11 protein-coding genes are annotated in these 13,031 nt (G+C 45.2%); 5 read left to right on the forward strand and 6 right to left on the reverse strand.

The window, feature by feature from the left end; all coding sequences use genetic code 11:
• Nucleotides 1-20 precede the first annotated feature (20 nt).
• The 3 genes from FGT79_RS27050 to FGT79_RS27060 form a co-directional block, all read right to left on the reverse strand.
• On the reverse strand, nt 21-1,460 hold the full coding sequence (locus FGT79_RS27050) for a carbohydrate ABC transporter substrate-binding protein (protein ID WP_138755960.1): 1,440 nt from the start codon (nt 1,458-1,460) through the stop codon (nt 21-23).
• Nucleotides 1,461-1,642: 182 nt separating this feature from the next.
• Nucleotides 1,643-3,238 carry a response regulator transcription factor gene (locus tag FGT79_RS27055; RefSeq protein WP_138755961.1) on the reverse strand — a complete coding sequence of 532 codons (1,596 nt, stop codon included), beginning with the start codon at nt 3,236-3,238 and terminating at the stop codon, nt 1,643-1,645.
• Nucleotides 3,231-5,033, reverse strand: coding sequence for a sensor histidine kinase (locus tag FGT79_RS27060; RefSeq protein WP_246096653.1), 1,803 nt, complete (start codon nt 5,031-5,033; stop codon nt 3,231-3,233). The genes FGT79_RS27055 and FGT79_RS27060 overlap by 8 nt, the downstream gene beginning before the upstream one ends.
• Nucleotides 5,034-5,380: 347 nt before the next feature.
• Between FGT79_RS27060 and FGT79_RS27065 the strand changes: the two genes are divergently transcribed.
• Complete coding sequence (locus FGT79_RS27065; protein WP_138755962.1) at nt 5,381-5,698, forward strand: hypothetical protein; 318 nt, start codon at nt 5,381-5,383, stop codon at nt 5,696-5,698.
• A 61-nt stretch (nt 5,699-5,759) separates the two neighbouring features.
• The gene (locus FGT79_RS27070) at nt 5,760-6,650 is read left to right on the forward strand and encodes an AraC family transcriptional regulator (protein WP_138755963.1); all 891 of its coding nucleotides are present in this window, start codon (nt 5,760-5,762) and stop codon (nt 6,648-6,650) included.
• Between the two features lie 441 nt (nt 6,651-7,091).
• On the opposite strand, the gene FGT79_RS27075 is transcribed toward FGT79_RS27070, so the two are convergent.
• The gene (locus FGT79_RS27075; protein WP_171056471.1) at nt 7,092-9,200 is read right to left on the reverse strand and encodes a methyl-accepting chemotaxis protein; all 2,109 of its coding nucleotides are present in this window, start codon (nt 9,198-9,200) and stop codon (nt 7,092-7,094) included.
• A gap of 249 nt (nt 9,201-9,449) precedes the next feature.
• On the opposite strand from FGT79_RS27075, the gene pyrE reads away from it, so the two are divergent.
• A complete protein-coding gene (gene pyrE / locus FGT79_RS27080; protein ID WP_138755965.1) occupies nt 9,450-9,986 on the forward strand; it encodes an orotate phosphoribosyltransferase in 537 nt (178 codons plus the stop codon).
• Nucleotides 9,987-10,381: 395 nt separating this feature from the next.
• Entirely contained in the window at nt 10,382-11,179 is a 798-nt protein-coding gene (locus FGT79_RS27085) for a YwqG family protein (RefSeq protein WP_171056472.1), read from the forward strand.
• Nucleotides 11,180-11,293: 114 nt separating this feature from the next.
• Here FGT79_RS27085 and FGT79_RS27090 read toward each other — a convergent pair whose 3' ends face one another.
• Both FGT79_RS27090 and FGT79_RS27095 read right to left on the reverse strand, forming a co-directional pair.
• Nucleotides 11,294-11,512 (reverse strand): S-layer homology domain-containing protein, encoded by a 219-nt coding sequence (locus FGT79_RS27090; protein ID WP_138755967.1) that lies wholly within the window; start codon nt 11,510-11,512, stop codon nt 11,294-11,296.
• Entirely contained in the window at nt 11,494-11,751 is a 258-nt protein-coding gene (locus FGT79_RS27095) for a cadherin-like beta sandwich domain-containing protein (protein ID WP_138755968.1), read from the reverse strand. Before FGT79_RS27095 ends, FGT79_RS27090 begins: the two co-directional genes overlap by 19 nt.
• 252 nt (nt 11,752-12,003) lie before the next feature.
• Between FGT79_RS27095 and FGT79_RS27100 the strand changes: the two genes are divergently transcribed.
• Complete coding sequence (locus FGT79_RS27100; RefSeq protein WP_138755969.1) at nt 12,004-12,897, forward strand: copper amine oxidase N-terminal domain-containing protein; 894 nt, start codon at nt 12,004-12,006, stop codon at nt 12,895-12,897.
• The last annotated feature ends 134 nt before the right edge of the window (nt 12,898-13,031 follow it).

The raw sequence follows: 13,031 nt of genomic DNA on the forward strand, positions 1-13,031 counted from the left end.
GCTGTCAATCAAAATAACCATTACTGCGCGCCAGCGGCGTCCAATTCCTTTCTAATTTCCGAATATACTTTATACAGCTTCTCACTGTATTGATCCAATGTCATTTGTTTGCTCATAATGGAGGAGATGGGCTTATATACTTCATCGCTTGGGTTAAATTTGCTGCCCTTCGCCACAGGCATAAATGAGCCATTCACAGCAATCATGCCGTCATCCGTCGCTTTATATACGTTATAGGTCGTCTCTGTAATGTATTCCTTCACCAGATCGGGCGCGCCTTTTACCGCCATGACCGCTTTGGCCTTCTCACCATTCAGCTTAATAGCCTTATCCGTGTACAAATACTTCAGGAACGCTTTCGCAAGCTCTGGGTTTTTAGCTTTTGCAGGAATCATCACAGTCTCCACACTCGTCAAGGCCGATACAGGCGTATCTGCTCCGAAGGCTGGCACTCCCAAATATCCGAATTTAAACCCATCCTCGCGAGGCGCATCCTTCATCTCATCCTCGAACCAGCTGCCGTTTGGAATGAACATCGATTTGCCTTGAAGGAAAGCCGTCTGCGATTGCGTATGGTTAAGCGCAACTGTTCCTTTCATCAGAGCATTGTCCTCTGTGGCAAGCTTCTCCACAAGGCCCCATACCTGCTTATACGTTTCGCTCTTCCAAAACTCAGGATCGAAATCGAAAAATTGATTCATTGCTTCTTGTCCTCCCGCCGCATAGATGGCAGGCACAATCATTTCCTCCAAATAACCCGGATAAATACCTTGGTAAGTAAAGAGTGCGCGACCGTTCTCTTTTGCCGCTACATTCGCAGCAAAAAATTCATCCCATGTTTTGGGTGGCGTAATCCCTTTGGTGTCGAATAATGCTTTGTTGTACCACAGTCCCATCACCCCGAAGTTGTATGGTGCCAAATACACTTTTCCATCATCATAAGGGGAGGAGGCACGCGAGTTTAAAACGCCATCGAGGATTTTTTCCTTTAGCGGCGCACCTTCTGGTGTAGCTTCCTCGAACACACTCGTCAAATCAAGCAATGCTTTATCTTTAATCAGACCGCTCACAAGCGGTGTATTGTCACTGCCCGCGATGTACATGAAATCAGGCGGATTGCCGGCAACGATTTTCGGGCGAATCAGCTCCGCAATTTTTGGACTGGCGGTAATACTAATCTTAGTTCCAGGGTTATCCTTCATGAATTCCTCTGCAACGCTATCCCAGAATTCCCTGCCATAGCCGCCTTGGAACACCGCAACATCAAGCTCTGGATTTTCAAACGTTGTGCCCTCTGGTGCAGCACTCTCCGTAGGAGCAGCTGTAGCCGCCTCCGTTGGTGCTGTTGATGCTGACGGTGAAGGCTCATTATTCGCATTGTTGCTCGATCCGCATCCAGCCAAAACCGTTGACAGCATGATCGCCGCCGATGCAACCGTAAACCAATTCTTTTTTTTCATTGATTTAGTGACCCCTTTCGTTTGTGATGAGCTTTATTATAAGTTCACCGGGGGTATTACCAAATGAACAAAAGAGCGGATGATGATGGATAATTTTATGTCTATTCACTCATAAAATCGGCGGGCCTATGTGATTTTTATTAATCTCATCCTTTACCTGTACGATCTTATGATTTGCATTTTCATCTTGGCGCGACTCTTATTATGTTTTTCGGAGCATGGCCAAAGCGTTTTCTGAAGAGACGGTTGAAATAGAAGGGGTCAGGTATGCCAACCTCGATCGCAACCTGCTTAACCAGATATTTCCCTGATAGCAGCATCTCGTAAGCCTTGTTCATCCGAATTTCATTCAACCGGGTCAGAATACTGCTTCCCGTCTCGGCTTTGAATAGTTGACAAAGATAAGGCTCTGAGAGGGCCACATAAGCGGCTACATCTGATATGGACACTCTATCCGCATAATGTTTTTCCAAATAGGCCATCGCTCGACGTATTTCTTCACGCAGCGCAGCGGTATGAGAGCCCTTCCCGATTGAACCTAGAATCTCATCTGACATCTCCTTAATGAGGAGCTTTAAGCTGGAATCCGAGTCCGCTTCTTCAATCTTTTCGATCCAACACTTTTCATTCCATGTCGTATCATTCTGCAAAGCGATTACATTCGAGAGCCCCCATATGCCTCCTGCTAATATTCGTTTAAGTGATTTCGAATGAATGCCATGCTTAGCCGCAATTTCAATTAATACAAAAGCACTTTCCACCCAAAGCTCGATGGCACCTCCGCCGAAGCCGCGCAAGCTCTCCTTCAGCTTCGTTTCCGCCGCTCGAAACCCTTCGTCTGTATCCACCGCAACCTCCTGATTCGAATGATAGCCTTCCTTGTACGCAGCATAAAAGCGGAGCTCCTCCGCCTTTTTATTTCGATTCATTTGCTGGGTGAGGCTCTCGAATGACGTGGCTACTTGTCCATAAATCACATTAATAGTCAGTCCATAATACATTTCGGACAGCTTGAGCATACGCTGCGCAATTTCTTCGGGATCGACGATATTCGGAACAAATGGCGTGGCCGCAATTAAGCTGTAACGGTTCGAATGCGTATGGAATACAAACAAAAATAACTTTTTAGGAAATAACCCTTCAGCAAGCTTTTCCAATGTTTCATGGAAATCGATTGTCTGATTAGTGGGAAGGTCACCCTCTTGCATATAGAAGGAGAAGGTATAACAGCATGATCCGTCAACAATAGCGGCTGTTCTCTGCTCCTCTTGATTGAATAGACTAAGATTTACATGTTCTGTAACACCTTGCTCAATCTGTTCCAACAGATCATAGAGCCGCTCGATCTCTCCATTGACTTGTTCATTAATTACCAGTCGGGCTTTCACATCTCCTTTTTTCCCATCCAGCTTCACAGCAATCTCTTCAAGGGTCTGCATAAAGGTTTCCGTCTTCAGCGTAAGCTTGAGCATATAATCATGGGCGCCGAACTTGAGTGCTTCTCGCACTAAATCGAAATCATTGTAATTGCTCAGCACAAGAACCTCACCTTTAAAGCCGCCCGCCATTAAGTTTTTTATGAGCTTGAGACCGTCCATTTCCGCCATTTTGATGTCGGTGATCACGATATCCGCATTCGTTCTTCTGACCAATTCGATTGCCGACACGCCGCTTGCGGCAGAACCTGCATACTCAAACCGACTATCCTCCCATTTGATAATAGTCTTAACAGCATGGCGAACGATCATCTCATCATCTACAATAATGACTTTATACATGTCCTTCTCCTTCTTTCATCTTCATTGGCAATCTGATTAAGGTCTCCGTCCCAAGATCCGGCTCGCTCCATGTTTCGATTCCGTACTGCTTTCCGACATGCAAGCGTATTCTCTCATCCACATTGCTCATCCCAATACCAGACAGCTTGTCATGGGAATACTTTCTTTGCTGCACCTTTGCCATATCAAAGCCTTTTCCATTATCCGAAATTTTAAACAAAAGCATGCCATCGCTAATCGAGCCCTCTACGCTAATATGGACTCTGCGCCCTTCCCCGCTTCCCGCATGCAGAATGGAGTTCTCCACAATCGGCTGTAGAATGAACCGTGGGACGAGGCAGCGATAGAGCTGATCATCCTTCATGCTGCATACTAATTTAAAGGAGTCGCCGTATCTGATCCGTTGAATAACTGCATAATGCAGTACATTTCCAATTTCCTTATCCAAGGTAATCATTTCTTCCGTGTCCAGAATCGTATTGCGAAGCAATTCAGACAACGAAGCGATCCCCTCTTCTACGATTTCGTTCCCGCTCATCATCGCACTCCATTTCAAGGAGTTTAACGTGTTGAAAAGAAAATGAGGGTTAATTTGGGCTTGAAGCATCTTAAGCTCTGCATCTCTCTTCGCCTGCTGCTCTTCCTCCACCTGATAAATCAACGATTTGAGCCGGTCTACCATTTGGTCGATCGTCCCAGCAAGCTTCCCCATTTCATCCGGGTGGGTCGCTCCCAGCCTAGTCTCTAATCTGCCAAGCTTAATTTGCTTCGCGTACTGCAGCAAATCGCGCATCGGCCTATTAATACTGCGATAAATCCACAGGGCTAGCGATCCGGCCAGTAGAAGAATGAACAAACAAATATAAATAATATTTTCTCTAATGACAGATAGCTCCGAAATAATATACGAATGTGGAATTAGCCCGATCATATACCAGTCTGCTGACCGGATATAGGCACTGCCGACAAGCACTCTTTTGCCATCGATAGTTGCATAAAAGGTTTGGGTAGCGGGGTTGGAGATAAGTGTACCGAACACTTCCTGTTGGTTGTAGAGTTGTCCATGGGGAATGGAAGCGGATACAGAAGAGACTACGATTCCCCTATTATCCGTAATATAGACCCTTCCTCCTGCTCCGAGATCCACATGCTCGAAGGTATTGCGTGAGAAAACTTTCTCGTCAATTACGATAATAAGGTACCCTAATCTTTCATTCAAATTATCTTGCGAATAGATAATGCGGCTCAAAGCAATTTTGTTCGAGCCTCGATTGGAATGCATATAGGTCCACTTGATATTGCCCGCCGTACCCGCTATGCCCTGGAGAGCGTCATCGATTTGGTTATCTGGATACCATTCAAATCCCAAATCAAAGAAACTTTTCTCCTCCTTTGTAAGAATGACGACGTTGGAAATATTGCTTAGCCGGAACACTTGCTCACCCAAAGCGTCTTTGATGTTGGTCTGCAAGCCATTTTGCTCGAAATCAGTCATGCTTTTCACATTTTGAAGCCCGTTCTGTATGAGACTATTTATAATAATCGATTCGCTGAGCGTCTCGTATTGCTCAAGCTCTCTTGATGCGTTATTGGCTGTTCCGTCTAGGACCTGCAAGGTAGATGTACTTAATTTCTCCGAAATGGACGTCTCATATCTAATGTTCGAGTATAGAGCAACAGAGACGACAGGCAAGAGAGAGGTAATCAGAAAGGCAATTAACAAGCGATGTTTAATGGATAATCTCCGTAAAAATGTAGCATCCTGCATACTTCTCAGCTTAAAACTCCCGCTCATCCATGCACCGCCCACTCCCTACACCTATTAAGTATCCGTTAATGAATAACTCTATATTAAGTGGAAATGAATAATCAGTCTACATTGCGACAGCCATTATGTCGTACGATTCGGAAAATACGTGATTAAAACACGCGCTGGAGAGGGCAAACGTCAGCGTTAACGCTGTAAAGCCTGCTATCAAACCTAACGCAGAAGTATAGTGAAGGGGCTTGCTTCGAGGCAGCTCTTATTTTTGTTCACTCAACTAAATGGCAGAATAGATCTAAGATGTGGTATAACATATCTGTAAGATAATGGACTGAATTATTATAGAATTTGAACGGATAGAGGTGGCGATCCTACTAATGAAAAGGAAAATAATTGGTGGGATAATCATGTTAACTGGCACCATGATTTCATTAGCGATTTTAATTGCTGCTGCTTCTTATGCACCAAGTATCACTACCTGGCAAGGTTCAAAGTTTTGGTTTACCATTTTTGGAACAAATGATTTTGGAAACGAAGTAGTAGTAGAAAGTTTATTTCTTGGTCTTCCTTTTATTATGGGTATTGTTTTGTTTATTCTAGGATTGATCCAAGCCGCTCTCTTTCTCTCCGACCACCTGGGCCTGACGTGCTTAAGCCGGGTGACACAAGACCAGCCCTGCATAACGGTGCAATGAAAGTCGGATGCGTCTTCGCGCTTCCTGTTATTCTGTTCACGAGAGGAGGTCTGAAGCACATATGGATTCGCTGAAGCACATGAACGCCGCGCTGGCATACATCGAAGCGCGGCTCGCAGACGACATCGACATGACCGAGGCGGCGCGGATCGCGCTTTGCTCGGAGTATCACTTCACTCGGATGTTCTCGTTCCTGGCGGGCATTCCGCTGTCCGAGTACGTCCGGCGCAGAAGGCTGACGCGCGCCGCGGCAGAGCTGCGGCAAAGCGACGCCAAGGTGATCGATATCGCCCTGAAGTACGGATATTCGTCGCCGGACGCGTTTGCGCGGGCATTCCAGCAATTGCACGACGCGACGCCATCCGAAGCCAGGAGGCCGGGCGCGATGCTGAAAGCTTATCCGCCGATGGCCTTCCGATTAACGATACAGGGAGGAAGCGAGATGAACTATCGGATCGTGGAAAAGGAAGCGTTCCGCATCGTCGGCTACAGCAAGCGGGTGCCGATCGTATTCGATGGTGTGAACCCGTACATCGCGGCGATGTGGAATTCGCTGGACGAGGAGGAGTTCGTACGCTTGGAACGGCTGTCTGACGTCGAGCCGGCGGGACTCGTCAGCGCGTCGGCGAACTTCTCCGAGGGACGCATGGAGAAGCAAGGCGAGTTCGACTATTATATCGGTGCCGCGACGACGAATCCCTGCCCTGAGCGGTTCGCGGCGCTGGAGGTGGCGGCGACGACGTGGGCGTTGTTCGAAGCGGTCGGTCCGTTCCCGGAAGCGCTGCAATCGGTATGGGGGCGTATTTATTCGGAGTGGTTCCCGACAACCGGCTACCAGCTGGCGCCGGGGCCGGAGATGCTGCGGAACGTGAGCAAGGACACGAGCTCGCCGGCGTTCCGTAGCGAGATCTGGATCCCGGTAAAGAAGCGAGCGAGCGAATGGGAAGCGTAATGGGCAGGGCAATGGAGAGCTGTTTCGCGACAGCTCTCTTTTTGGCTTTATAACGCAACGATGCTGTGTTGTATTACGAAAAGAGATGGAAGTGGTGGATGAACTTTAACATGGAAAACTAGGAACCAGAGATTTCATCATCATATTCATGCCCCAGCATTAGGCAGTTATAGTGATTCACAATCCAATGAGATAATCAATATTCATTCAGAAATACCCTAAGCGATTGAACTAACGAAGAATGTTAGTTCAATAAGAATCAAGGACGAGGCTGCCGACACGAATCGGCAGTCTCGTTGAAGTAACGAGTACGATATTTAAATTAACCGCCTTTTCAAAGGGCGATTTTCTTTAGGGCTAAAAACAAAATTAAAGTTTAACATAGCCTTTAAAAAAAGGGCCATCCTGAATTTATCATCAGGACGACCCTTAAATAATCCGCTATATTTTAAATTGCGACAGCTTCTCCAGCAATTCTTGAACCATGTTGCTCAGCGCCTCCGCCGAAGCGGAGATTTCCTCCATGGAAGCAAGCTGCTCCTCCGATGCCGCAGCAACGCTTTGTGATTCCGAGGACGCCTCCGATGCAAGGTCAGCCAGTTGTGAAACGCTCGCAGAAACTTGCTCCGTGCTGGCTGTCATTTGCTGCGCCGCAGCGGATACCTCTTGAATCTGACCATTAACCTGCGACATTTCCGTTAGAATGGAAGTGAACAATTGGCCGCTGTCCGCCACGCTCTTCACGCCCTGCTGTACTTTCTCATTGCCTGCTGCCATCGTTAATGCCGCTTTATTCGTGTCTCCCCGCACATCCTCAACCAAGTCGGTTACCTGCTCGGCAGCTTTTTTGGTTTGCTCTGCGAGCTTGCGGATTTCTGCGGCCACAACGGCGAACCCTCTTCCATGCTCGCCTACTCTGGAGGCTTCGATTGCCGCATTCAGGGCAAGCAGATTCGTTTGCGTGCTTATGTTCGAAATCATATCAATCATGCCGCCGATCTGATCTGACCGCTCACCTAAACGGTCAATTGCTCTTCCCGTTTCTGCTACCGACATTTGCAGCTCATCCATTAGATGTATAGCTGATTGAAGCTGGGCGCTGCCCGCTCTTGTCTGCTCAGCTACCTCCTCCGCGGATGACGAGACCGATGCTGAAGAATCTGCAATCCGCTGCACGCCTACTGTCATTTCACCCATCGCCTGTGATGCTTCCGACGCATAGCTATGCTGGCTTTGCGCCCCTTCAGCTACATGGCCAATCGACATTGCAATCGTCTCAGAAGCCTTACCAGTCTGCTCCGCACTAGCGGTTAGCTGTTCCGAAGTCGCGCCGACCGCCATGGATAAATCGGATACGAGCAGGAACATCCCGCGAAGCTTGCTCGTCATTTCGTTGAAATGTCCGCCCATAATGCCGAACTCGTCGCCTGTCCGAATGTGAAGCTGCTGCGTTAAGTCTCCTTGCGACATAAGCTGAAGCTTGCTCGACAGCACTCGGAGCGGCTTGATGACCATGCTCCAAATGAGGAATGCCATAATGCCTGCCAAAACCAGCATGGCAGCAACTGCTGTCCATATAGCAGTAAATTTCGCATCATTATATTCAGCGAAAATAATATCCTTTGAAACCGCCGACTGCGTATACCAAACCTGCTCACTGCCCGGCATTAGAACCGGTTCGAATACACGGAGTACAGTGATGCCTTTGGAATTCGAAGTAAAGTCTTTGTAGTTGGTACCACTCTTTACTTGTTCCCATAATTTCTGCTTCTCGGGATTATCCCCGTATGATTGTAGAATCGAATCCGGATCATTCGGATTGGCTGCGTACAGGCCGGCGGCTGTAACTAACGAAACATAACCGCCTAATGGTTTGTGCTTCGCAGCTTCCTCCTGCAGCTGGGCAAGCGATAAATCGATGCCTACTATGCCGAGAAACGTACCCTTTTCATCCAAGATCGGGTGGACAATCGACATTAGCTCCGTTTGTACGCCTCCCGCCTCATAGCTGTAAGGTTCAATATAGGAAAGCTTCTTGCTCGCTTTTGGAATGAGATAATAATCACCAGCTCCCGGCGTCTCATAATCCTTCAACGGCTCAGCAGCCACCTTATCCCCATCGTGAATGAGGTATGGTACGAATCTGCCGGAAGCATCGTCATACACCGCTTTGCTTTGATTATCCTGATCGCTTTGATCGAATGCATTCGGCTCCCACAGTGTATAGAGACCGAACACATCCGAACGCTCCTGCAGCATTCGACTCATAATGGAAATGACATCCTCCCGTGAGAGTTGGCCGTTGCCTCTTGTCTCAAGCAGCGTCGTCGACAGCGTTTGCAAGGCTGCTTCTAACTCCGTCATCTTGTTCTCTAGTTTTGTAGCGTAATCCATGCCAGCCTTCTCGGCCTCAAGCTCCCCTTTATTCATACTTAATGACCTTACCTGCTGTAGATTAATCAGCAATATCGAACCCAGCACCAAGGCAGTTACTAATCCGACCACCGTTATAAATTTGAATGTCAAAGATAGCTTTCGAAATACGCTCATATGTTCAACCCCACCCATTGTAATAAGACATTAATCGACAAAAATCGACCAAAACATAATAGACATTTATACTTGATAAAAATATATTTTCATAGCTGTCAGCCCTAGCCATTTTCCTTTAACATACAAAAAAAATGGCACCCTCTCGAATGGGTTATCGCCCAGTTACTGCTAACAAGCAGCTTAATGAGGTTATAAATTAAGGGTATATATGGTAAAATTAAGGAAACGTATAAGGTTGGTGAAGTTTTGGACAGAGAATGGTTAGCAAATAAGATTTACGAAACAGCACACTTAACAGGAAGCTTTAAATTAAGGTCTGGAAACGTATCAAATGATTATTTTGATAAATATCTATTTGAGTCCAATCCTGTTTTACTTAACGAGATAGCTGAGCATCTATCCAAGCTAATTCCTTCAGGTACTGAGGTTATAGCGGGACTTGAAATGGGCGGAATTCCAGTCGCAACAGCACTATCATTAAAGTCTGGAATCCCTGTGGCATTCGTTCGTAAAAAAGCAAAAGAATATGGTACATGCAAGCTTGCAGAAGGTATTGACGTAAATGGGAAAACGGTTTGTATTATTGAAGATGTCGTCACAACAGGAGGACAGATTTTGCTGAGTGCGGCAGACTTGCGAAACGCTGGAGCAAATGTTGTGAGCGTCCTTTGTGTGATTGAGAGGGAACCGCAGGGAAGAGACAACCTGGAAAGTGATGGTCTGAGTTTCTTCTCTTTGTTCAAGATGGAGGAACTCCTTGAAACTCAATTGAAAAGCAATTAATTTGGATTTATTGCAAATATGAGTGGTTTAGAAGAATTTCATTAATGGAGCTAACGGGCAGTAGGTTAACGTCATGCCCAAATAACATGAATATGAATGAAAAATTTGATAACAGCTGGGATCCTCTCAGGTGGGTTATGATGCTGATACCCAGCAAATCTCAGGGGTCATTGACGGTTCTGACATCAAATTCGGAGTCGGCGAAATCCCAGTCCGAGACTTCGATGACCGCGAAGAGCTAAGTGAATAATTAATAGTTGATATTTTTCCTCATACTAAGACGTTATCTACTTATACAGCTAACATGAAATTCTAGCCCAGCAATACGACAGCAGCCAACGTATTACGTTCGGTTGCTTTTTTAGAACTAACACTATTTTATGGAGGATGTGCTAATGATGCAACCGGAGCCGTCACTGGAGGTAATCAAACAATTATTTTCGAACGCAGGTTTGGAAAGACACTGGGAGAAATATAAACAATTAGTGAAGCCTGGATTCTTCTTAGAGCCAACTATAACACCAGAAGATCAAATCCCTATCGGAAAAAGTAAAATTGGGGGGAGACCTGATATCCCTATGGGATTTAAGTGGCCCGACTGGGAAGGGCATCCAATGAGTTTTATAGCACAAATAAATGTAGAGGAATTTCCTATATCTTCGATAGATCCGAATTATCCTACCAATGGAATTTTTCATTTTTTTTATCCTTGTGATGACGATGTGCTCTTCTCTCATGAATTTTTATATGACACTTTTCCAAAAGATCAAAACGTGGTGCTATACACATCTAATATATCGGATCTGATACGATTTCAGGCAGGCCCGGATATTATTTCATTTTCGAGTTGCTTAATGAATTTTAAGTTTGAAAACACGATTCCGGATCACTCACTTATTACTGAAAAACGTTTATTTAACAACGACGAAGATGCATATGTCCTCTACGAGAACTTCTGTTCATCGTATTATGAGATGTGCCAGCATGATATTGGGTTCCGTTTTTTAGGTTATATAAATGGGTTACAGTATGGCTCTCAAGATGCTGATACTGAATTACTTTTTCAGGCAGATACCAATGATGAAATAGGAATGCACTGGGATTTATCAGGATTACTATATTTTTATATTACAAAGGAAGATATGCTGAATAGAAATTTTGATGAAGTGTTTACTGATCTTGTTGGTACTTAGTAGCGGCGCATAAAATCCCCTCTCTAAGCTGCTTCACCGTTCGACAAATAAAAGACTGGCCGCGACGTCATTACGTTGACATACTGGACCAGCCTTTATTAACGTGCTCTCGTATTATTTAAGAAATTTCCAAAACCCTAAAAGCATAACGGCAGCTTCCGCTCTCGTTGCTACGCCATTTGGCACAAATAGATTCCCTGCCCGTCCGACCAGAATCCCTCGTTCACGGGTTGTTTCAACATAAGCCTTAGCCCAGTGCTTTGCAATATTCGTAAACGGACACCCTTGAGCTGGTGGAGCAATACGATTAATTGTTAGCGTATAGTTTGCCACGGTTCATCGGCAGCTTGAACCGCAATCTTAAGAACATTGGCTCCCATTGCTAATGAAACGGTACTCTTCTCTCCTGCGCGTTCACCCAGCAATTTAACATTTGCCGTGAAGTAAGAGGGGGCCAAGTGCAGCTCGATATACTCCGCATCTGTTTCTGCTGTATACGTTTTTGTTCCATGTGTGAATGCAGGCGATAAACCCAGCGGCTTGCTTGAGATATACACAGTAAATTTAGCCAACTCAGCATTGCTTGATAGAGTCGTTTCCTGTGGCGGCGCTGCACTTACGGTACCCCAGCAGCTTGGCCTATAACTTCTACGCCGTTCAGATCAACAGTTAAACTATGATTTCTAACGGACTGATCCGCATTGGTGATTCTGAAAATAAAGATGATCTGCCTTATAAAAAATATTATAAATATGCAGCTTTTTATGGAAAATTTAGTCGTTTGAAGTAGAAGTGAGGGATATTTAAATAGGGAGGTCTTACAATTGAAAAAATGGATGCAAACAACGGTTGCTTCGCTTTCCATTGTTGGAATGCTGGCATCAGGATCAGCTATCTCCGCTGCGCCGCAAAAACAAACATTGGTTTATATTGATGGCGCTTTACAGGAGAATGTACTAACAGTAAACGAAAGGACAATGGTACAGCTCAACTCTTTTAAAGATCCTGAAAAACTATTGTACTCCTATGAGCAGGCTACGAAAACGATAATAATAATTAATAAAGAAAAGAAATTAACTGTGCGCCTTAATGGTGGCACCAAAACAGCCCTCGTTAATGGTAAAAGCGTCAAGCTGGATGCCCCTGTAATGATTAAAGATGGTCGAACTTATCTTCCTCTGCGTTTTCTATCAGAAACACTGGGGGGAACAGTGAAATACAACAGTACGGATAAGACTGCAATTGTGCGGACTCCTTCTGGTCATGAGCGCTTCAAAATACTCATGAGCGGAGATTTAGTAAAAGCTCGTGAAATTGCAATTCATTATCCAGCAACGTATGTGGATAAACAAATAGAAGCATCAGGAGAAGGATTCACTTTTACTTATACTTTTCCAAAGGGAGAAGCACTGCGTTTTGAGGTAGAGTATAAAGGACTAATTCATTATAAAGAGATTGATCAGGATGGAATTGCGGTTGTGACATGGCAAAATGATTCTATGGGAAGGAATGGTGAAGTTGGAAAGAGACCTGAGGGCTTTGGCGAATCCGTCTTTTTCACTCAAAATGTTATGCTTGAAAAATTTTTTTACGGAACGATCGATAGTAAAGGTACAAGTACCGTGTTAGGCTTTACCGACTACCCTTTGATCGAAGATGCCAATGATGTTATTATCGTACCAATCGAGGGAGAAGTCCGGACAGATCAAAAGGCATAGGATCTGCCCAATAGCTTAATGATACACCATCAGTCTAAGACTTTATTTTCTTCTGACATTCAGCATTACATTAACAATAATCACCAATACCGTAATATTAGACCGAAGTTATCGATTCAATGATTTAAATACGC

Origin of the sequence: Paenibacillus sinopodophylli, from assembly GCF_005930355.1 — a bacterium.
Lineage (GTDB): Bacteria > Bacillota > Bacilli > Paenibacillales > Paenibacillaceae > Pristimantibacillus > Pristimantibacillus sinopodophylli.

Coding starts and splice junctions, on each gene's coding strand:
- FGT79_RS27085 (WP_171056472.1), top strand. CDS start 10,382: ATGATGCAACCGGAGCCGTCACTGGAGGTAATCAAACAATTATTTTCG.
- FGT79_RS27065 (WP_138755962.1), top strand. CDS start 5,381: ATGAAAAGGAAAATAATTGGTGGGATAATCATGTTAACTGGCACCATG.
- FGT79_RS27060 (WP_246096653.1), bottom strand. CDS start 5,033: ATGAGCGGGAGTTTTAAGCTGAGAAGTATGCAGGATGCTACATTTTTA.
- FGT79_RS27075 (WP_171056471.1), bottom strand. CDS start 9,200: ATGAGCGTATTTCGAAAGCTATCTTTGACATTCAAATTTATAACGGTG.
- FGT79_RS27055 (WP_138755961.1), bottom strand. CDS start 3,238: ATGTATAAAGTCATTATTGTAGATGATGAGATGATCGTTCGCCATGCT.
- FGT79_RS27050 (WP_138755960.1), bottom strand. CDS start 1,460: ATGAAAAAAAAGAATTGGTTTACGGTTGCATCGGCGGCGATCATGCTG.
- FGT79_RS27070 (WP_138755963.1), top strand. CDS start 5,760: ATGGATTCGCTGAAGCACATGAACGCCGCGCTGGCATACATCGAAGCG.